This window comes from Cytobacillus sp. FSL M8-0252 (assembly GCF_038007345.1).
Classification (GTDB): Bacteria; Bacillota; Bacilli; order Bacillales; family Cytobacillaceae; genus Cytobacillus; species Cytobacillus kochii.
In genome coordinates, this window is the sequence record NZ_JBBOWZ010000001.1 from 1,867,665 (window position 1) to 1,887,752 (window position 20,088).

A 20,088-nucleotide genomic window follows, 5' to 3' on the forward strand; every position below is an offset into this window, starting at 1 on the left:
AAGACCAATATTTCCAATCATTGATAACAATTTGTAATAATTAACTAGAAAAAATTGTAAGGGTGTATAGGTTAATAGTTTTTACACACATATATATAATTTTAATTTTCGACCTATTGGCAATATGTAGGGGAGAATATGATATAATGGGATATCGTATTAAAAGTTCAGATAAATGGGAGTGCCACTTTATGGAACCATTAGAAATCTTACAAGACAGCAAACATATTATGCCGTATTTTTTTCCGATATTTAGTGCGGATGAGCATAGAATTATCGGTTATGAAGTGATTGGTAAGTTTATAACTGAAAATAATGAGATTGATTTGAAGTCATTTTTAGCTGACGATTCCATACCAGAAGAATATCGTAATAAAGTCGATGATATTTTGCTGGAAAAAGCGTTAGAGCATGCTATTCAAATGAAAGATGATGTAATGATATATATTAATCGAAATGTTGATTTGCTATTAAATCAAGATAGTGAGCATCTACTGAATATTTTAAAACAATATGAGGATCAAGGTATTGCGTTAGATCGAATTGTCATCAGTATGACGAAAAGAACACCTATCGATGATGATTTTGACTATTTGGATCATTTCATTAGTTATTATCGTACATATGGCATTAAAATTGCCATCGATAATTTAGGAGAAGCGAATAATAATTTAGAGCAGATTGGGAAGTTAGCACCAAATATTTTAAGAATTGATTTAAAAGCTTTACGTTCTTCATCAAATAATCATCATTATCAAGAAATTCTTTATTCTCTATCGATGTTAGCCAGAAAGATTGGTGCAACATTATTATTTGAAAATATTGATATGGATTTTCAGTTACAGTTTGCTTGGAGAAATGGTGGGAGATATTACCAAGGAGACTATTTACATAAAGCTGGAAGTGTATTTGTTGATCGAGATATCTTGAAGGAAAAATTAAAAGAAAAATGTCATCAATTTATCACCTATGAAAAGAAAAAATTGCACTCATTACACACGATAACTGAAAAGTTTAACGAAACGATGACAGAATACTTACAGAAAAACCATGTATATGAATCTTATGTGCCATTCCTGACAAAACTAGCAACGAAGTTAGATCATGTTGCCTTTAGGTTATATATTTGTAATGAAGATGGTTTTCAACAAACACCAAATATTTTTAAGAAAAATAAGAATTGGATACAACAAGATGAATACATGCATAAAAATTGGAGCTGGAGACCATATTTTTTAGAGCATATAATGAGAATGAAAAGTAATAAAAAAGGTTTATTGTCAGATTTGTATACAGATATTGAGACGGGAGAAACAATTAGAACTTTTTCTTTTCCGTTAACAGCAACAGAGTATTTATTCGCAGATCTTTCCTATGATTTTTTATATGAGAGAGACGGGCTATTATAGGTAAAGGCAATATCAACCAGCATAATTCATACTTTAGCGCACATCCTATCTTTACTAGAACGTATTATGTAAAGGAGTGAAATAGGGTGAGCGGCTGGTTAATTGCTTTAATAGTTATTTGTTTAGTTCTCATCGTTTGGTCATTGATATCCACTTCATCTATATTAAAGGAAAAAGCATCAACGAATAAGGAACTGGATGCAGACATCCCCGATGAGGTGAAGAAAAGACCTTATTTATTCAATCCTATCCTTGTCGTCTATGTTGTTTTTTTTGTTGCCTTAGCAGCCATTACAATCTTTTACGTTTTTCGATAATTTCGTCTAAAAAGGCTTCCTCTTTTGACCTGGAAGCCTTTTTTATTCATTGATTATTCTTCTATATCTAATAATTCTTTTAGCTTTTCTAAATTAAATCCGCTAATCACTTCGTTTTCGATAACGACCGTTGGGGTTGAGTAGGAATGATATGTTTGTGTTAGTTCTTTCATTGCTTTAGGGTCTTTTTTAATATCTTTTTGTTCAAAAGAAAATCCGTAGTCTTTTAAAAACATTTTAGTAATTTCACACGGTGGGCATTCTGGTTGTGTATAAATAGTAATTGATTTCACGTACAATCATTCCTCCTGAAAAGTCGAACTTTGAAAAAATCTGGACTTTTTTTATTCTTTTACTTGTGTAATCATACCATATTAATTATCCTGTTAATATTGGCATGTGAAAAAAACGGTTTAGTAACCGCTTTTTTAGAAGTAGGATAAAAACATGCCTAGAGAGAAACCTTAAGTTAAAGGGTTGTTTTGGAAAGGAGATAAACAATTGTCACAATTACAAGGCATATTGACTAGATTAAAGAATTTACAAGAGCAGGCAACTGGCTCAGAACCCACACAGAGATTTTTTGAGGTGAATGGTGAAAGAAAATGCCAAGTTACTTATCATCCGAAAAACGAAACATTCGAATTGGAAGTTTACAATGACAAAGAGAAGCCTAAACGTTATCAATTTGATAATGTTGATATGATAACAATTGAAGTGTTCGAGCTCATTCAGTAATCATACCCTTATAAGCGGAGAGACCAACTAAATGGTCTCTTTTTTTTATTTGATATAAAAATTACGGGTAAGGAAGGCAAAACTTATCACCACACCACCTGCTCTTGCTTACGTAGGGATACAAAAAAGCTAACATTCAAGATGATATTCAATCCTCCAAAATACAATGAGGGGCTAATAAATGAATGAAGCAACAGATAAATTATATTTAGAGAGTAAAACATGTTATCGAGTTAAATAAGGATTTGTTTTCTTCATTCCCATCGGCTAAATAATTTCATCGTTCTTCGGTCATTCTATAAAAGAGGTGATGTTGATATGGTACCAGAGGTTATTTGTCCAAACTGTGATAGAAGAGCGAAGATGGATAAAACACTTACTGCGCAATCAAACCAAAACTTGATTTTTCATTGTCCTTACTGTCAATATCGTAGTAGAAATATTCATACAAGTAAAGGATAGGTTTATGGGGTAAATATAAGGCAGATATGAGGAAACTATGATAAAATCATAATTGAATACAAATCATTAAAGTTTGAGGAGTTTTCAAATTATGATCAGTCTCCACAGTGAAGAGTTTTTAGAAATTGATATTAAAGACTTGCTCATTCCTTCAGAGCGAGTGGCACATGTTCAAATCGGCAATAATTTAGAGCACACCCTTTTAGTTTTGACGAAAAGTGGTTACACAGCTATTCCTGTCTTAGATCCTCACTATAAGCTCCATGGATTGATTAGCACTCCAATGATTATGGAATCTATTCTTGGGTTACAGAGAATTGAATTCGATCAATTGGAAGAAAAGCGTGTAGAAGAATTTATGAATCATGATGTACCACGCCTAAATATTAATACTTCTCTTAGAAATGCCACAGGACTATTAGTCGATCATCCATTTATTTGTGTTGAAGATGATGAAGGGTACTTTGAAGGTATTCTTACCCGTAGATCCTTATTAGTTCAACTGCAAAAAGCATTGCATAGCAAAAAGAAGAAGGACTAAAGAGCTCCCAAAAGATATTGGGAGCTTCCGTCTGTCAAGATTATTCCCCCACTTGCCCGAATGTGAAGGTGAGTGGTGTGAGTTTTAGAGGTGGTGAACGTCAAAAGTGGCTTCTCTATCGGAAATCCATATGTTAAGTGTACTTGCACAAGAAATGAATATGCGTAAAGCAGCTGAACGTTTGTTTGTATCACAACCAGCTCTTTCTCAAAGGTTACAAAATATCGAGAAAGAATGGGGAAGTAGATTATTCGTACGATCTCAAAAGGGATTGTCCTTAACACCAGCAGGTGAAATGGTCATCAAGTTTGTAAATGAGGTCGTGATAGCTGAGGAAAAGGTAAAAGAATCGATTCAGTCTTTAAATACTGAAGTATACGGGACATTGAAAATTGCTGTAGCTTCCATTGTCGGGCAAAATTGGTTACCTCAAGTATTAAAGAAATTTGTTAATACCTATCCTCAAGCGAAAATATCCTTGATTACAGGCTGGAGTAGTGAAATTTTAAGGTCACTTTATGATGACGATGTACATATTGGGATTATTCGCGGTACACCAGATTGGAAAGGTGTTAAGATACCTTTATTTAAAGATAGTCTGTATCTTGTTGATACAGAGATTAAGGATACAAATCAAATATTAGAAACCGATCGGCCCTTTATTCAATTCAAAAGTGATTCAAATTATTATCAAGAGATACAAGACTGGTGGCTAAGGAAATTTAAGACACCACCGAAAAGGACGATTGTAGTCGATCAAATTGAGACCTGTAAACAAATGACCTTAAACGGGATAGGTTATGCGATATTACCTGCCATTACATTAACGGGGATGGAGAAAAATATATTTATTAGTCCCCTAGAGGATGAAAACGAACAACCTATTAGTCGTGATACATGGTTACTTGGATATGAATCAGCTTTTGAGCTGAAGCAAGTACAAGCATTTGTCGAATTAATTAAGCAACATATAGCTGAAGAACAAAAATGATAATATTACTTGTTTTCAATGCGTTAGTTTGTTAAATTAATTCTAGTTAGTTTATACATATATGAACATCAAAGGAGGAATTACAATGAAAATGATGGATGCAAATGAAATCATTTCTTTTATTCAAAATAGTACAAAATCTACACCTGTAAAAGTCTATATTAAAGGTGATTTAGAGAATATCGATTTTGGTAGCTCAAGTCAATCTTTTCTGAATGGTCAAAGCGGTGTTGTTTTTGGTGAATGGGCTGAAATTGAACAAGCAATTAAAAATAATGAAGCGAAAATTGAAGATTATGTAATCGAAAATGATCGCCGTAATTCTGCTATTCCATTATTAGATATGAAAAACATTAAAGCACGTATTGAACCAGGTGCAATCATTCGTGATCAAGTTGAAATTGGCGACAATGTGGTCATTATGATGGGTGCTTCTATTAATATCGGTGCTGCTATCGGAGAAGGAACAATGATCGATATGAATGTTGTTCTTGGTGGACGAGCAACTGTCGGTAAAAACTGCCACATTGGTGCAGGTTCCGTATTAGCAGGTGTGATTGAACCCCCTTCTGCAAAACCAGTTATTGTTGAGGATGACGTAGTAATTGGGGCAAATGCAGTTATTTTAGAAGGCGTAACAGTTGGTAAAGGTGCTGTTGTTGCAGCGGGTGCAATTGTCATTGATGATGTAGCACCTAATACAGTTGTAGCTGGTACACCAGCAAAGGTCATCAAACAAATTGATGAAAAAACAAAATCAAAAACAGAAATTAAGCAAGAACTTCGTCAACTTTAATCATAAGGTAAAATGAATATAGAAAAAGCGTGGAAGTTTATTTCCACGCTTTTGTATATGGAGGAGAATGGTAGTTGATTGATAATCTATTTGTGAGAATACGTCGAGACTTGCATAAAATACCGGAACTAGGATTTCAAGAAGTGAAAACACAGAAATATTTATTAGAATATATTGCCTCATTGGATCAAACGCGAATGGAAGTAAAAACGTGGAGAACTGGTATTATCTTAAGGATTAAGGGCTTGAATCCGTCCAAAACGATTGGTTACAGGGCAGATATAGATGGTCTGCCAATTGATGAAGAAACAGACTATCCTTTCCAATCTACGCATAAAGGAAATATGCATGCCTGTGGTCACGACTTTCATATGGCAATCGCACTTGGTGTAATAACTAATATCGTCAATCATCCAATTAATGATGATATGGTATTTATTTTTCAACCTGCTGAAGAAGGACCAGGTGGAGCCAAGCCGTTATTAGAATCAGCAGAATTTCAACAATGGAAACCTGACATGATTTTCGCTTTGCATATTGCACCAGAATACCCTGTTGGTACAATTGCTGTGAAAGAAGGACTGTTGTTTGCTAATACGTCAGAATTGTTTATCGATTTAAAAGGCAAAGGTGGCCATGCAGCGTATCCTCATCAAACAATAGATATGGTCGTAGCAGCATGCTCTTTAGTTAATCAACTTCAGACCATTGTTTCAAGAAACATTGACCCTCTTGATAGTGCTGTTGTAACAGTAGGAAAAATCACTGGTGGTACAGTACAAAATATTATTGCTGAAAATGCAAGAATAGAGGGAACGATCAGAACGCTCTCACCAACATCGATGAACAGAGTAAAACAAAGAATTGAGGCGCTTGTACAAGGAGTAGAAGTGGGCTATGAATGTCAAACAACAATCGATTATGGAAGTAATTATTATCAAGTATACAATGATGAAGTGTTAACAGCCGATCTCATACAATTCACAGAAGGCCATAATGAAGCAAACTTATTTATTTGTAAAGAAGCGATGACTGGTGAGGACTTTGGTTATATGCTACGTGAAATTCCCGGTTTTATGTTTTGGCTAGGAGTTAATTCTCCTTTTGGTTTACACCATGCACGTCTTAAGCCGGATGAGGGAGCAATTAATTTAGCGATTAACTATATCGTTGATTACTTGAATTATAAAGGGAATAGGGCGTAATCATTTCACATCAATCGAGCGCACGCTCAATTATTTTCATCGCCTAGCTCTTTTTGATAATATAATAATATAGATAATAAATTGAATAATTTAGAATAAATCCTAATTTAAATTCATTTTAATTTACCTTGACTATTATCAATAAGAAATGTATAATTATTATCGATGAACAAGTTGCAAATGAGAATATACATATCAATTCTTGTTTAGTACATAATTACTGGAGGGAATTAATCATGGCAGAACGTATGGTAGGAAAACAAGCACCAAGATTTGAAATGGACGCTGTATTGGCTAATAAGGAATTTGGTAAAGTAAGTCTTGAAGAAAATATGAAGAATGATAAATGGACAGTTCTTTTCTTCTATCCAATGGATTTCACTTTTGTTTGCCCAACTGAAATTACTGCAATGTCAGATCGCTATGATGAATTCGAAGATCTTGATGCAGAAGTAATTGGTGTATCAACAGATACTATTCACACTCATTTAGCATGGATTAATACTGATCGTAAAGAAAATGGACTTGGTGATCTTAACTATCCATTAGCTGCGGATACAAACCATGTTGTATCACGTGACTATGGTGTCTTAATTGAAGAAGAAGGTGTAGCACTTCGTGGGCTATATATCATTAACCCTGAAGGAGAGTTAATGTATTCAGTAGTAAACCATAACAACATTGGCCGTGACGTTGATGAAACCCTACGTGTGCTTCAAGCACTTCAAACGGGTGGCCTTTGCCCAGCTAACTGGAAACCAGGTCAAAAAACTCTATAATTCATTTAGAGTCTTATAAACCCATTGTTGGGTTACATAAGAAAAGAGGCCTAACATTCGTTTGTTAGGTCTCTTTTCTTCAGAGTTATATATTCATGAAGGGAGATTGACTATATGAAATTACGTGCGCCAATGCCTGAATTAACGGGAGCAACAGAATGGTTAAATGGACAAGTGACAAAAGAGGAGCTTATTGGTGAAAAGCCAACACTTATTCATTTTTGGTCTATCAGTTGTCATCTATGTAAAGAAGCCATGCCTCAAGTGAATCAATTTAGAGATGAATATAATGGAAAGTTAAATGTGATTGCTGTTCATATGCCAAGGTCTGAAGATGATCTAGATTTAGAAGAAATCAAGAAAGTGGCTGCAGAACACGATATCACACAACCAATTTATGTTGATAGTGAACATAAATTGAATGATGCCTTTGAAAATCAATATGTCCCTGCTTATTATGTATTTGATAAAGAGGGTGTTCTTCGTCACTTCCAAGCGGGTGGTAGCGGAATGAAAATGTTAACAAAGCGCGTTAATCGTGTGTTGGATGAAATGGAGAAAGCTGAATAAAGGGTAGCTTAAAAGCTGAGATTCATAAATCTCAGCTTTTTTTATTGAAATCGAAAAGATAAAATGAATCACTACATTTATGGCTTTTCCATTCATAAATGTGGTAGAATAATGTTCGTTAATAGGTGATAATTCGGAGGTTTACTTATGAGAAAAAACTTTGTTGTCATTGGTCTAGGTAGATTTGGTGGTAGTATTTGTAAAGAGCTAACGGAACAAGGGATGGAAGTAATGGCCATTGATTCGAATGAGGCAAGAGTGAATGAGTTTTCAATTATTGCCTCTCACGCAGTAGTAGGTGATACAACAGATGATGCTGTTATTAAAAGTTTGGGTTTACGTAACTTTGATCACGTAATTGTAGCCATAGGAGACGATATTCAAGCAAGTATACTGACAACATTAATGTTAAAAGAAAATGGCGTTAAAAAAGTAACTGTTAAAGCTCAAAATGATTATCATGGCAAAGTATTAAGTAAAATAGGGGCAGACGTCATTGTGCACCCTGAAAGAGATATGGGGATTAGGATTGCTCATAAGTTAGCCTCCAATAGTATACTTGATTATTTAGAGTTATCTGATGAGCATAGCATCGTTGAAATTGAAGCAAATGAAAGAATTGGCGGTCATTCGATTATTGATTTGGATATAAGAGCGAAGTATGGTGTGAATATAGTAGCAATCAAACGCAGGTCAAGTATTATTGTCTCGCCACAAGCTACGGAAATTATACAATATAAAGATGTACTTATTGTTATTGGGGCAGATAATGATATTAATCGTTTAGAGAAAAAGATGTTAAGCTAAAAAAAAGCATTCGAGGTAAACTCGAATGCTTTTTATCATACTTCCATAATGATAGGTAGTATCATTGGACGGCGTTTTGTTTTTTCATATAAGAACGGAGCAAGTGTATCAGTAATTTCATTTTTAATCTCAGACCATTGTGTTGTTTTTCTTTCCATCACTTTATTTAAATGTTTAGCGATTAAGGATTGTGCATCATTGATAAGGTCTCCAGATTCTCTCATGTATACAAATCCTCTAGAAATTAAGTCTGGGCCAGCAGAAATCTTAAACTCTTTCATGTTAATACTAACAACAACCACAACTAGTCCTTCTTCTGATAGAATGCGGCGGTCACGTAGAACAATATTTCCTATATCGCCAATACCATTACCATCGATATACACATTACCCGATGGGATTTTCCCTGCAACTTGAGCAGTCTGATCACTGAGGGCTAGCACATCACCATTGTCCATGATGAAAATATCTTCTTCATTCACACCACAATCTATAGCTAGGCCAGCGTGCATTTTTTGCATGCGATATTCACCGTGTATCGGCATGAAGAACTTTGGTTTAATTAATCTTAACATAAGCTTTTGCTCTTCTTGTCCACCATGTCCTGATGTGTGAATATTATTTAATTTACCATAAATCACTTCGGCACCAGCGCGTGAGAGACGATCAATTGTTCTACTTACACTAATCGTATTACCAGGTATTGGTGAAGAAGAAAAGACAACAGTATCACCAGGGTGAATCTGTATTTGGCGATGTGTACCATTTGCGATTCTTGAAAGTGCTGCCATCGGTTCGCCTTGACTTCCCGTACAAAGGATAGTGACTTGGTTAGCAGGTAGACGATTAATTTGCTGTGCATCAATAAATGTATCTTTTGGTGCAGTAATATAACCAAGCTCTTGACCAATATTAATTGCAGCTTCCATACTTCTTCCGAACACTGCGACCTTTCTTCCGTTCCTTACAGCTGCTTCTGTTACTTGCTGAAGACGATGAATGTTCGAAGCAAAGGTAGCAAAGATAATTCTACCCTCTACTTTACGGAAAATATCTTGAATGCTATCTCCGACTTTTCTTTCAGACATCGTAAATTCAGGAATTTCACTATTTGTACTATCTGAAAGTAAGCAAAGGACACCTTCTTTACCAATCTCAGCGATTTTAGTTAAATTAGCAGGTTCGCCAACTGGCGTAAAATCAAATTTAAAGTCTCCAGTATGAACGACTTGACCTGGAGGAGTTTTTACAACAATCCCATAAGAATCAGGGATACTATGCGTTGTTCTAAAGAATGTCACAGAAGTTTTTCTAAATTTAATGATATCATCTTCCTGAATCTCATATAACTTCGTCTGTCTTAGTAAACCATGTTCTTCAAGCTTATTTTTTAATAAGCCTAGTGCTAGTTTTCCACCATAAATGGGGATATTTATCGTTTTTAATAAATACGGAATCCCGCCGATATGGTCTTCGTGTCCGTGCGTAATAAACAAACCTTTAATCTTATCTTCATTCTTTTGTAAATAAGTGTAATCAGGAATAACATAGTCAATCCCTAATAATTCATCTTCCGGAAATTTAATTCCCGCATCAATTAGGATAATCTCATCTTGGAATTGTACTGCATACGTATTTTTTCCGATCTCTCCAAGACCACCAAGAGCGAATACAGCAGTCTGGTCATTTTTAACAAATTTCATAAATTATTCAATCTCCAATACTTTAAAATCTTGATGGTCTTGCTCATAAGCTAAGTAGTCACCTTCAACTGCTGTAACAAACTCAATATTGATTGGACGCGTTTTTAGTTTAGTTCGGACGTCCCTTTCATTTTTACCTTCTACATACACGGTTTTTGTGTGCTCACGTACAGGCACTTCTTTCGCGGACTCTTGATAGTAAACTTTAAATAACATAGGGTATCTCTCCTTATTCCGTAGTCTTTATCTATATTTTTAAAAAGTAACATGAGATATAGGATAAGAGATCGTCACATGTAAGTATATTAAGGAAAAAAGACTGCTCATACATTGACTAATTATTTATTCTTAGTATGGTTACCTACCAAGGTAACAAAGACCTTTTTTAAGGAATCAATGTTTAGCATTACTTACTCGACTTTACATCGTATGTTTAAATAATTTATAGACTAAGCCAAATAGTTGTCTTATATACTTAACATCGTTGGATTTCTTAACACAATCTTATGTATTTACTTAGTTAAAGCGTTAATTGTATAATAAAATTAAATCAGTCTAGAGGCTTTCATCATCATGCCCATTCTTATTTATGTCTAAAACAGTGACTTTTTATTTTACGAATTGCTATTTCATTTCTGAAGTCATGTATGTAATTAAGTGTATTGATTATAAATTTACAATAATGAAGGAGCCCTTCGCAAGTTTGAAGGGCTCAAAATCCGTTTTCACTACTATTTGTCATACTTTAAACACTCTTCGATTCAATTCCCTTAATCCTATTGTATACGATATGTCTGTAAAGTAAAGCCTTCGGTTAGAGTTTTAGTAAAAAATGTTATTGACTGTAGTTGTTTGACATATTAAACAAGAAGGTTATAAGGTTTTAGTGGTGGAAATCGTAATAAACCGAAATCATTTATCATGTAGGTAGAAAAAGGAGTTATAAAATGAAAATTGTATTTTTTGATATAGACGGGACTTTGCTCAATAAAGAAAATGTTATACCTGATTCAACGAAAAAAGCGGTCAAGCAGTTACAGGAAAATGGCATTTATGTAGCGATTGCTACAGGAAGAGCTCCATTTATGTTTAAGCATATTAGAGAGCAATTAGATATTGAGTCTTTTGTTAGTTTTAACGGTCAATATGTTGTGTTTGAAGGAAACGTCATCTATAAAAACCCATTAAATAAGGTCCAGTTAAGACAATTAGAGAAACATACACATAAAAATGGTCATCCGATGGTTTATTTAAATGAAGAGACAATGAAGTCATCTGTTTCTCATCACCCATATATTCAAGAAAGTATGGATAGCCTAGATTTTCCACACCCTGAAGAAGATGCTATTTTCTATGAAAAGAAAGAGATTTATCAGGCACTTGTTTTCTGTAAACATGAGGATGAAAGCCTATATTTAGATGGTTATGACGAGTTTGGCTTTGTAAGATGGCATCGTGTATCTACTGACGTTGTCCCAACTGGCGGTACAAAAGCAGAAGGGATAAAAGAGATGATTAAGAGACTAAACATCAGTATGGAAGATGTATACGCTTTTGGTGATGGTTTAAATGATATTGAAATGCTTGAGGCCAGTGGTGTCGGTGTTGCTATGGGAAACGCTTTTCCAGAAGTTAAAAAAGTCGCAAATATGGTGACAGAACATGTAGATGAAGATGGGATATGGAAGGGTTTAAGAAGGCTGGAATTAATATAACGAAAGACCTGGGTAAAGATTAAAATGGAGGGGAGTAATCATACTCTCCTCCATAACTCAAGTACTTTACATTCTTTCTATCGCAATAGCATTTTCAATCGGTTTGAAAGGGTCTTCTTGATTTATATGGTCATAGAACATCACACCGTTTAAATGATCAATTTCATGTTGAAAACAAATAGCAGGCAAGCCTTTTAATCTTATTTTAACTTCCTCATTGTCAATGTTATACCCTTTAACTGTAACTCGTGCATACCTTGGAACAAACCCTTCAATCGCCTCATCCACTGAAAGACAGCCTTCACCAGCTGTTAAATATGCCTTCTCAACTGAATGGCTAATAATTTTGGGGTTGAAGAGTGCGTAACTGATTAAGTTGTTTTTTTCATCCGAACAATGAACGGCAATCATTCTTTTTGATACATTTATCTGTGGAGCTGCTAACCCTATTCCTGGCCTTAATCCATATTGCTCCGCAATGACAGGGTTTTGACTATTTTGTACATACATCATCAAATCGTTTAATAGTTTCTTGTCCTCTAAAGAAGCTGGTAAAATAACATCTTCGGCTACTTTCCTTAACACAGGATGACCATCCCGGACAATATCATTCATCGTTAACAAAATCTCAACACTCCTTGAAAAGGTAAATATCATGTTTTTGTATTTTTTAAGATTTATTGAAAAGTTTTAGTGAAATAAGGATGTCTTATGTTCCCTATCTTTTCAATTGAAAAGGTAATGAAATAAGTTTACCAAACAAAATTGAAAAAGTTAATCTAATCATTGACTTATTCTGTATGTAAAGGTGTAGATAGTATCTACACCCTCCTAATACTAGTTCCAAAGAGCTGCCCCTACGATAATCAATAAAATAAAGAGAACGATAATTAAAGCAAATCCGCTTCCACCACAACCGTTTCCACAACCAGCATTACCGTTTCCACAACCAGCATTACCGTATCCATATCCATACATATGTTTATACCTCCAGCATTTTTCATTTTCATCCTTAGCGGACGATTAGTATAGGCTATGACCATGAGAAGCAAATTGTATGGGCCAGCGCCTAAAGCATAGTTCAAAATAACAAGAATATATATAGTACTAGTTAATAATTGTAAAATGTTTAAAGTATCGATATAGTAGAAGTGATAAACGACAAATATTTTTATAATTAGACAAGTTTATGCAAAGAGAGATACATAATGGTCTAGACAAATTTATGTGGAGGGATAGGATGTATAAGAAAGTAAAACTCATTGGACTAACAATGGTCGCAAGTATCATATTCCTAGGTGGTTGTAGTCAAAGTCCAAAAGAAGAGATGCTCAATACGTTAGAGGAAGTTGCGCAAGCTGAACAAGAATTCAAAAATCAACAGGAGCCTCTTGTAGAAATTGAGAAAAAAGAAAAAGAAATTTATGATCAAATCATTGCTTTAAGTATGAAAGAATTCGATCAAATTAAAGAACTATCAAATGAGGCGATTGAACTTGTTAATGAACGACAAGAATTAATGAAAAACGAAGAAGGTAGCATTAAAGCTTCGCAAAAAGAGTTCGAAAAAACGGAGAAGCAAATAAATAAAATAGAAGATGAAGATTTAAAAAAGTCAGCTGATGAATTATACGATGTTATGATGCAGCGTTATGATGTACACAGTGAATTATATAATCATTATATGAATTCAACTGAAATGGACATCGAATTGTATGAGCTATTTAAAAAAGAAGATGTTACATTAGAACAGCTTGAAACCCAAATTGAGAAAATTAATCAATCATATGAGAAGATTGTAGAAAATAATGAAACATTTAATGAGAAAACGAAAGAATATAATGATAAGAAGCTTGCGTTTTATAAAGATGCTGGTATAGAAATGGAAGAGAAAAAAGAATAGTATACGTTAAAAGAGTATATGTAACGAGCAAATTCAATAATATGGATTTGCTCGTTGTTTGTTTATATAATTATTTTCCTTAAAAAAGTGATCTTTTGATTAATAAAACTTTAAAAGTTACAATCTGTTTTTGTGAGGGAGATCAATATGTGCTCAAAGATTTTGGTAGAGTTTATTCAGACTAGTATACTGGAAAGTTTCGAAAAAGCGGATTATAAAATAATGAAAATAGTCTAATTATATCTCTTTTTATGAATATTACCTTTATTATAACAGATGGATAAAACCTCTCTTTTATATAGTACAGATTAAGACAGTTAAAGTTTTAAATTTTCATTTATTATTATTTGAAATGATTTAAAACCAAAAAAATAAAGGTTTTCACAATTGACGAATGAAAAACCTTATATTAAAATAAATGCAAACGAAGAAAAGTGTGTCATTCATTTTTGTGATACAACTAGTACAGTTTGAAGAAAAGAAGTTATAATAATAAAGACGTTTTTTTTGTTGGTATTTGTGGAAAACTATACTATGTGTTGTCATCAGACAAATATAAACGTGATATTCTCCATTTGATAATCAATTAAGCGTTTTTAAAATAAGAAAGGGTGACTTTTTATGGCTTCAAAAACGAAAAAGGCTAGTTTAGATGTAAAGAAGCAACTTGAAAAAGTAGAAGATCAATTTGAAACACTGCAAATTTTAGATGAAGAAGGTAAAGTTGTTAATGAATCAGCAATGCCAGATCTAAAAGATGAGCAATTACAAGAACTAATGAAACGGATGGTGTACACACGTATTCTTGACCAACGTTCCATTTCTTTAAATAGACAAGGTAGACTGGGCTTTTATGCACCAACTGCTGGACAAGAAGCATCTCAACTGGCTTCACAATTTGCTTTAGAGAAAGAAGATTTTATTTTACCTGGATATAGAGATGTCCCTCAAATCATTTGGCATGGCCTTCCGCTTGCTCAAGCATTCTTATGGTCTAGAGGTCATTTTGAAGGTGGAAACATCCCAGAGGACGTCCATGTGATTGCACCACAAATTATTATTGGTGCACAATACATTCAAACTGCAGGAGTAGCATTAGGAATTAAGAAACGTGGCGAAAAGAAAGTAGCGATTACTTATACTGGTGATGGTGGAGCTTCACAAGGTGATTTCTATGAAGGAATTAACTTTGCTGGTGCCTTCAAAGCACCTGCTATTTTCATTGTTCAAAACAATCGCTTTGCCATTTCAACACCTGTAGAGAAGCAATCTGCTGCTAAAACAATTGCACAAAAAGCGGTTGCTGCAGGAATTCCTGGTATTCAAGTTGATGGTATGGATGCTCTAGCTGTTTATGCTGCTGTTAGTGAAGCACGTGAGCGCGCTATTAATGGAGAAGGACCAACATTAATTGAGACATTAACTTATCGTTACGGTCCTCACACAATGGCTGGCGATGACCCGACGCGTTACAGAACAAGTGATCTTGATAATGAATGGGAAAAGAAAGATCCACTTGTTCGCTTCCGTAAATTCCTAGAAGGCAAGAAGTTATGGAATGAAGATATGGAAAACGAGGTCATTGAAAAAGCAAAAGAAGATATAAAAGTGGCTATTAAAGAAGCTGATAGCACACCAAAACAAAAAGTAACTGACTTAATTAATATTATGTATGAAGAAATGCCTTATCACCTTAAAGAACAATATGAAATTTATAAAGAGAAGGAGTCGAAGTAAGCCATGGCGCAAATGACAATGATCCAAGCAATCACTGATGCACTTCGTACAGAACTTAAGAATGACCCGAATGTATTAGTATTTGGAGAAGACGTAGGCGTAAACGGTGGAGTGTTCCGTGCTACTGAAGGTCTTCAAAAAGAATTCGGCGAAGAGCGTGTGTTTGATACACCATTAGCGGAATCTGGAATTGGCGGTCTTGCAGTCGGACTTGGTTTACAAGGCTATCGCCCAGTTCCTGAAATTCAATTCTTTGGATTTGTTTATGAAGTAATGGATAGTATTTCCGGACAGCTTGCTCGTATGCGCTATCGTTCTGGAGGAAGGTATAATGCCCCTGTTACTATTCGTTCACCATTTGGAGGCGGTGTACACACACCAGAAATGCATGCTGATAGTTTAGAAGGATTGATGGCTCAACAACCTGGTTTAAAGGTCGTTATTCCTTCTTCTCCATATGATGCAAAAGGTCTTTTAATTTCTGCGATTCGAGATAATGATCCTGTCATCTTCTTGGAGCATATGAAATTATATCGTTCATTCCGCCAAGAAGTACCTGAAGAAGAATATACAATTCCACTAGGTAAAGCTGAAGTGAAACGTGAAGGTAATGACATTTCAATTATTACTTATGGTGCAATGGTTCATGAAGCTTTAAAGGCGGCTGACGAATTAGAAAAAGAAGGACATTCAGCAGAAGTGATTGACCTTCGAACAGTTAGCCCAATTGATATTGAAACAATTATTTCTTCAGTTGAGAAAACAAACAGAGCAATTGTTGTGCAAGAAGCACAAAAACAAGCTGGTGTTGCAGCAAATGTTGTGGCTGAAATTAACGACCGTGCGATTCTTAGCTTAGAGGCACCTGTATTACGTGTAGCAGCACCTGATACTGTGTTTGCTTTTCCACAAGCGGAAACAGTATGGTTGCCGAACTATAAAGACATTATTCAAACTGCAAAAAAAGTAATTGAATTTTAAATAAAATAGGGAACGTGACCCCTAATTTTTTTAATAACTATGATACAATAGGATGGTGAATTTAATTGGCATTTCAATTTAGATTGCCTGATATCGGTGAAGGTATCCATGAAGGCGAAATCGTCAAATGGTTTGTAAAAGCTGGTGATGAAGTTCAAGAAGATGATGTTCTTTGTGAAGTTCAAAATGATAAAGCGGTAGTTGAAATACCTTCTCCTGTAAAAGGGAAAGTAGAAGAGATTCACGTAGAAGAAGGTAGCGTAGCCACTGTTGGACAAGTACTTATTAGCTTCGATGCACCTGGTTATGAAGACTTAAAGTTTAAAGGTGACCATGAAGAAGAAGAGTCTGAGGAAAAGAAAGAAACAGAATCTCAAGTTCAAGGAACTGCTGAAGAAGGAGAAAGTGTAGAAAAAGAGAAAACAGCTCCTAAAGATGAAGACAAGAAAGAAGGAAAAGTCATCTCTGAAACAAACACTGATTCTAATCAGCGTGTTATTGCTATGCCTTCAGTACGTAAATACGCAAGAGAAAAAGGTGTAGATATTCAACAAGTAAGCGGTAGCGGAAAAAATGGACGTGTGGTAAAAGAGGATATTAATCTATTCTTAGAAGGTGGAAATGAGCAACAAGCTGACACTGAGCCTCAACAACAAGACGCTTCGGTTGAAAGTAAGGAAGAGGAGAAATCCCAAACTCAGTCTATTCCTGAAGGAAGCTATCCTGAAACACGTGAAAAAATGAGTGGTATTCGAAAAGCGATTGCTAAAGCAATGGTTAAGACGAAGCAAACAGCTCCACATGTGACATTAATGGACGAAATCGATGTAACAAAATTAGTTGCTCATCGTAAGAAGTTCAAAGAAGTTGCCGCAGAAAAAGGAATTAAATTAACCTTCTTACCTTATGTAGTAAAAGCATTAACAAGTGCATTACGTGAATATCCAGTCCTTAACACTTCTCTAGATGAAGAAGCGGGAGAAATCGTTCACAAGCATTATTACAATATTGGTATCGCTGCTGATACTGATAGAGGGTTACTTGTACCAGTGGTTAAAGATGCTGACCGTAAATCCATATTCACTACGTCAAATGAGATAAATGAATTAGCTACAAAAGCAAGAGATGGAAAACTTTCAGGAAGCGAAATGAAAGGTGCTTCTTGTACGATAACAAATATCGGCTCTGCTGGTGGTCAATGGTTTACACCACTTATTAACCAACCAGAAGTAGCTATTTTAGGTATCGGTCGAATTGCTGAAAAAGCAATCGTCAAAGATGGAGAAATTATCGCAGCACCAGTTCTAGCATTATCATTGAGCTTTGATCACCGCATCATCGATGGCGCTACTGCTCAAAATGCACTAAATCACATCAAGCGTTTACTAAATGACCCAGAATTATTGCTAATGGAGGCGTAAGAAATGGTAGTAGGAGATTTCCCAATTGAAACAGATACTATAGTAATTGGTTCAGGTCCAGGAGGATATGTGGCAGCCATTCGTGCCGCACAAACAGGACAAAAAGTAACAATCGTAGAAAGAGGTGAAGTAGGGGGCGTATGCTTAAACGTTGGATGTATTCCATCTAAAGCATTGATCTCTGCTGGTCACCGTTATGAAACGGCTAAAGAATCAGAATCAATTGGTATTACAGCTGAAAACGTAAAAGTTGATTTCTCTAAAGTCCAAGAATTTAAAGCTGGCGTAGTTAAAAAGTTAGTAGGCGGTGTTCAAGGCTTACTTAAAGGGAACAAAATTGACATTGTTAAAGGTGAAGCGTATTTTGTCGATGCCAACACGTTACGTGTAATGGATGACAATTCCGCACAAACATACACTTTCAAAAATGCGATTATTGCAACTGGTTCAAGACCAATTGAACTACCAGCATTTAAATATTCTAAACGTGTATTAAATTCTACAGGGGCGCTAGCGCTTGAGGAAATTCCAGAAAAAATCGCTGTTATTGGCGGCGGTGTAATTGGTGTCGAGCTTGGTGGTGCATACGCAAGCTTTGGTTCTCAAGTAACTATTCTAGAAGGTGCAGATGATATTCTTCTAGGTTTTGAGAAACAAATGACAACACTTGTGAAAAAGAACTTAAAGAAAAAAGGTGCAGAAATTATTACTAAAGCATCTGCAAAGTCAGTTGAAGAAACTGAAAATGGTGTAAAAGTAACTTATGAAGTAAAAGGTAAAGAAGAAGTTTTAGAAGCTGATTACTTATTTGTTATGGTTGGTCGTCGTCCTAACACAGATGAACTTGGCCTTGAGCAAGTAGGTGTGAAAATGACTGATAAAGGCGTCATTGAAGTTGACAAACAATGTCGTACAAATGTAAATAGCATTTTTGCTATTGGTGATGTTGTGGCTGGACCTCAACTAGCACATAAAGCTTCGTATGAAGGTAAAATTGCTGCTGAGGCAATTGCTGGTGAACCGTCTGAAATTGACTATCTTGGCATTCCTGCTGTTGTATTCTCAGAACCTGAACTTGCAACTGTAGGCTATTCAGAAGCCCAAGCAAAAGAGGAAGGTCTTGAGTATACAGCTGCTAAGTTCCCATTTGCTGCAAATGGTCGTGCATTGGCTCTTGATAGCACAGATGGTTATGTGAAGTTAATTACGCGTAAAGAAGATGGATTAGTAATCGGTGCGCAAATCGCTGGTGCAAATGCATCTGATATGATTGCTGAGCTCGGCTTAGCAATTGAAGCGGGAATGACTGCAGAAGATCTTGCGATGACTATTCATGCTCATCCAACTTTAGGTGAGATTACAATGGAAGCAGCTGAGGTTGCTCTAGGTACACCTATTCATATTGTAAAATAATTATTTTACAAATAGCTGTTTATATGATGAACTGCACCACAAATGTTTGCTACATTTGCTGGTGCAGTTTTTTTGCATAAAAGTGGCTGTTTAAGATAAAATTCCCGGAATGCAAAAAAAATTCAGATTATTGATAAGAGTGACTTATGTTATTTTTCATAATGTAGGATAACCCAGATCTCACAACGACTAAAATTCTACATGAAATTAGCACTTTTTTCACTTAATTGGAAATAATACGGAAGTTTTTGGTATATGTTGTATGGTACAATGGAAATATCGTTCTGTTCGCATGCATACAATGATAGAAATAAAAGTGCAAATTTTCAGGACGGTGAGGGTATGAGGCTATATACGGTCGTTATTTTACAGTTAATCATATGGAGTGGTTATACATTTGTTGAATGGTTATCAAGATATGACAAATTAAGTATGAAGGTCATCATCCTGCTTATATTTGTTTATTTTGCTATGGTATTGGGTAATCATTTATTACATTCAAAAATGAGAACAGTATTAGCTACTTCTATCAGTATTACCGTATATTTATTTTTCTATTTCATTATGTTCTACATAGATGATCTAATAAGATAACTTTTA

General features: G+C 35.0%; 22 protein-coding genes. 17 read left to right on the plus strand and 5 right to left on the minus strand.

The window, feature by feature from the left end; genetic code table 11:
- The first annotated feature begins 191 nt into the window (after positions 1 to 191).
- Together MKX83_RS09630 and MKX83_RS09635 are read left to right on the plus strand one after the other, a co-directional pair.
- Complete coding sequence (locus tag MKX83_RS09630; protein WP_322909197.1) at positions 192 to 1,409, plus strand: EAL domain-containing protein; 1,218 nt, start codon at positions 192 to 194, stop codon at positions 1,407 to 1,409.
- Positions 1,410 to 1,495: 86 nt separating this feature from the next.
- Positions 1,496 to 1,726 carry a hypothetical protein gene (locus MKX83_RS09635; protein ID WP_095369698.1) on the plus strand — a complete coding sequence of 77 codons (231 nt, stop codon included), beginning with the start codon at positions 1,496 to 1,498 and terminating at the stop codon, positions 1,724 to 1,726.
- 53 nt (positions 1,727 to 1,779) lie between these two features.
- On the opposite strand, the gene MKX83_RS09640 is transcribed toward MKX83_RS09635, so the two are convergent.
- Positions 1,780 to 2,019: a glutaredoxin family protein gene (locus MKX83_RS09640; protein ID WP_095369697.1), complete on the minus strand. Its 240-nt coding sequence runs from the start codon at positions 2,017 to 2,019 to the stop codon at positions 1,780 to 1,782.
- 208 nt (positions 2,020 to 2,227) lie between these two features.
- On the opposite strand from MKX83_RS09640, the gene MKX83_RS09645 reads away from it, so the two are divergent.
- The 8 genes from MKX83_RS09645 (at position 2,228) to MKX83_RS09680 (ending at position 8,615) form a co-directional block, all read left to right on the plus strand.
- A complete protein-coding gene (locus MKX83_RS09645; RefSeq protein ID WP_095369696.1) occupies positions 2,228 to 2,464 on the plus strand; it encodes a YkuJ family protein in 237 nt (78 codons plus the stop codon).
- Between the two features lie 553 nt (positions 2,465 to 3,017).
- Positions 3,018 to 3,467: a cyclic-di-AMP-binding protein CbpB gene (cbpB, locus tag MKX83_RS09650; protein ID WP_095369694.1), complete on the plus strand. Its 450-nt coding sequence runs from the start codon at positions 3,018 to 3,020 to the stop codon at positions 3,465 to 3,467.
- Between the two features lie 106 nt (positions 3,468 to 3,573).
- Positions 3,574 to 4,458, plus strand: a complete 885-nt coding sequence (locus tag MKX83_RS09655; protein ID WP_341055207.1) for a LysR family transcriptional regulator — start codon at positions 3,574 to 3,576, stop codon at positions 4,456 to 4,458.
- A gap of 85 nt (positions 4,459 to 4,543) precedes the next feature.
- Entirely contained in the window at positions 4,544 to 5,254 is a 711-nt protein-coding gene (gene dapD / locus MKX83_RS09660; protein WP_095369692.1) for a 2,3,4,5-tetrahydropyridine-2,6-dicarboxylate N-acetyltransferase, read from the plus strand.
- Between the two features lie 74 nt (positions 5,255 to 5,328).
- Positions 5,329 to 6,459: an N-acetyldiaminopimelate deacetylase gene (locus MKX83_RS09665; RefSeq protein WP_341055209.1), complete on the plus strand. Its 1,131-nt coding sequence runs from the start codon at positions 5,329 to 5,331 to the stop codon at positions 6,457 to 6,459.
- A 236-nt stretch (positions 6,460 to 6,695) separates the two neighbouring features.
- Complete coding sequence (locus tag MKX83_RS09670; protein WP_095369690.1) at positions 6,696 to 7,238, plus strand: peroxiredoxin; 543 nt, start codon at positions 6,696 to 6,698, stop codon at positions 7,236 to 7,238.
- Positions 7,239 to 7,352: 114 nt separating this feature from the next.
- The gene (locus tag MKX83_RS09675; RefSeq protein WP_095369689.1) at positions 7,353 to 7,808 is read left to right on the plus strand and encodes a TlpA disulfide reductase family protein; all 456 of its coding nucleotides are present in this window, start codon (positions 7,353 to 7,355) and stop codon (positions 7,806 to 7,808) included.
- A gap of 147 nt (positions 7,809 to 7,955) precedes the next feature.
- The gene (locus tag MKX83_RS09680; protein WP_095369688.1) at positions 7,956 to 8,615 is read left to right on the plus strand and encodes a potassium channel family protein; all 660 of its coding nucleotides are present in this window, start codon (positions 7,956 to 7,958) and stop codon (positions 8,613 to 8,615) included.
- A gap of 35 nt (positions 8,616 to 8,650) precedes the next feature.
- On the opposite strand, the gene rnjA is transcribed toward MKX83_RS09680, so the two are convergent.
- Positions 8,651 to 10,318, minus strand: coding sequence for a ribonuclease J1 (rnjA, locus tag MKX83_RS09685; protein WP_307314671.1), 1,668 nt, complete (start codon positions 10,316 to 10,318; stop codon positions 8,651 to 8,653).
- A gap of 3 nt (positions 10,319 to 10,321) precedes the next feature.
- Positions 10,322 to 10,534 (minus strand): DNA-dependent RNA polymerase subunit epsilon, encoded by a 213-nt coding sequence (locus MKX83_RS09690; protein WP_095369686.1) that lies wholly within the window; start codon positions 10,532 to 10,534, stop codon positions 10,322 to 10,324.
- 731 nt (positions 10,535 to 11,265) lie between these two features.
- Here MKX83_RS09690 and MKX83_RS09695 point away from each other — a divergent pair.
- Positions 11,266 to 12,033: a Cof-type HAD-IIB family hydrolase gene (locus MKX83_RS09695; protein WP_307314667.1), complete on the plus strand. Its 768-nt coding sequence runs from the start codon at positions 11,266 to 11,268 to the stop codon at positions 12,031 to 12,033.
- A 66-nt stretch (positions 12,034 to 12,099) separates the two neighbouring features.
- On the opposite strand, the gene def is transcribed toward MKX83_RS09695, so the two are convergent.
- A complete protein-coding gene (gene def, locus MKX83_RS09700) occupies positions 12,100 to 12,657 on the minus strand; it encodes a peptide deformylase (protein ID WP_095369684.1) in 558 nt (185 codons plus the stop codon).
- Positions 12,658 to 12,870: 213 nt separating this feature from the next.
- On the minus strand, positions 12,871 to 13,011 hold the full coding sequence (locus MKX83_RS09705; protein WP_341055211.1) for a YjcZ family sporulation protein: 141 nt from the start codon (positions 13,009 to 13,011) through the stop codon (positions 12,871 to 12,873).
- Between the two features lie 262 nt (positions 13,012 to 13,273).
- Between MKX83_RS09705 and MKX83_RS09710 the strand changes: the two genes are divergently transcribed.
- The 6 genes from MKX83_RS09710 (at position 13,274) to MKX83_RS09735 (ending at position 20,082) form a co-directional block, all read left to right on the plus strand.
- Positions 13,274 to 13,936 carry a YkyA family protein gene (locus MKX83_RS09710; protein ID WP_095369682.1) on the plus strand — a complete coding sequence of 221 codons (663 nt, stop codon included), beginning with the start codon at positions 13,274 to 13,276 and terminating at the stop codon, positions 13,934 to 13,936.
- A 621-nt stretch (positions 13,937 to 14,557) separates the two neighbouring features.
- Entirely contained in the window at positions 14,558 to 15,673 is a 1,116-nt protein-coding gene (gene pdhA / locus MKX83_RS09715; RefSeq protein ID WP_095369681.1) for a pyruvate dehydrogenase (acetyl-transferring) E1 component subunit alpha, read from the plus strand.
- A 3-nt stretch (positions 15,674 to 15,676) separates the two neighbouring features.
- Complete coding sequence (locus MKX83_RS09720) at positions 15,677 to 16,654, plus strand: alpha-ketoacid dehydrogenase subunit beta (RefSeq protein ID WP_095369680.1); 978 nt, start codon at positions 15,677 to 15,679, stop codon at positions 16,652 to 16,654.
- A 65-nt stretch (positions 16,655 to 16,719) separates the two neighbouring features.
- Complete coding sequence (locus MKX83_RS09725) at positions 16,720 to 18,075, plus strand: dihydrolipoamide acetyltransferase family protein (protein ID WP_095369679.1); 1,356 nt, start codon at positions 16,720 to 16,722, stop codon at positions 18,073 to 18,075.
- 3 nt (positions 18,076 to 18,078) lie between these two features.
- Complete coding sequence (gene lpdA, locus MKX83_RS09730; RefSeq protein WP_095369678.1) at positions 18,079 to 19,488, plus strand: dihydrolipoyl dehydrogenase; 1,410 nt, start codon at positions 18,079 to 18,081, stop codon at positions 19,486 to 19,488.
- A 342-nt stretch (positions 19,489 to 19,830) separates the two neighbouring features.
- Entirely contained in the window at positions 19,831 to 20,082 is a 252-nt protein-coding gene (locus MKX83_RS09735; RefSeq protein ID WP_307314655.1) for a hypothetical protein, read from the plus strand.
- The last annotated feature ends 6 nt before the right edge of the window (positions 20,083 to 20,088 follow it).

Bases quoted from the DNA above. Each gene is read 5' to 3' on its own strand.
- rnjA (WP_307314671.1), bottom strand. From the start codon at position 10,318: ATGAAATTTGTTAAAAATGACCAGACTGCTGTATTCGCTCTTGGTGGT.
- MKX83_RS09705 (WP_341055211.1), bottom strand. From the start codon at position 13,011: ATGTATGGATATGGATACGGTAATGCTGGTTGTGGAAACGGTAATGCT.
- lpdA (WP_095369678.1), top strand. From the start codon at position 18,079: ATGGTAGTAGGAGATTTCCCAATTGAAACAGATACTATAGTAATTGGT.
- dapD (WP_095369692.1), top strand. From the start codon at position 4,544: ATGAAAATGATGGATGCAAATGAAATCATTTCTTTTATTCAAAATAGT.
- MKX83_RS09695 (WP_307314667.1), top strand. From the start codon at position 11,266: ATGAAAATTGTATTTTTTGATATAGACGGGACTTTGCTCAATAAAGAA.
- MKX83_RS09720 (WP_095369680.1), top strand. From the start codon at position 15,677: ATGGCGCAAATGACAATGATCCAAGCAATCACTGATGCACTTCGTACA.
- MKX83_RS09680 (WP_095369688.1), top strand. From the start codon at position 7,956: ATGAGAAAAAACTTTGTTGTCATTGGTCTAGGTAGATTTGGTGGTAGT.
- MKX83_RS09675 (WP_095369689.1), top strand. From the start codon at position 7,353: ATGAAATTACGTGCGCCAATGCCTGAATTAACGGGAGCAACAGAATGG.
- MKX83_RS09735 (WP_307314655.1), top strand. From the start codon at position 19,831: ATGAGGCTATATACGGTCGTTATTTTACAGTTAATCATATGGAGTGGT.
- cbpB (WP_095369694.1), top strand. From the start codon at position 3,018: ATGATCAGTCTCCACAGTGAAGAGTTTTTAGAAATTGATATTAAAGAC.
- pdhA (WP_095369681.1), top strand. From the start codon at position 14,558: ATGGCTTCAAAAACGAAAAAGGCTAGTTTAGATGTAAAGAAGCAACTT.
- MKX83_RS09690 (WP_095369686.1), bottom strand. From the start codon at position 10,534: ATGTTATTTAAAGTTTACTATCAAGAGTCCGCGAAAGAAGTGCCTGTA.
- MKX83_RS09670 (WP_095369690.1), top strand. From the start codon at position 6,696: ATGGCAGAACGTATGGTAGGAAAACAAGCACCAAGATTTGAAATGGAC.
- MKX83_RS09710 (WP_095369682.1), top strand. From the start codon at position 13,274: ATGTATAAGAAAGTAAAACTCATTGGACTAACAATGGTCGCAAGTATC.
- MKX83_RS09630 (WP_322909197.1), top strand. From the start codon at position 192: ATGGAACCATTAGAAATCTTACAAGACAGCAAACATATTATGCCGTAT.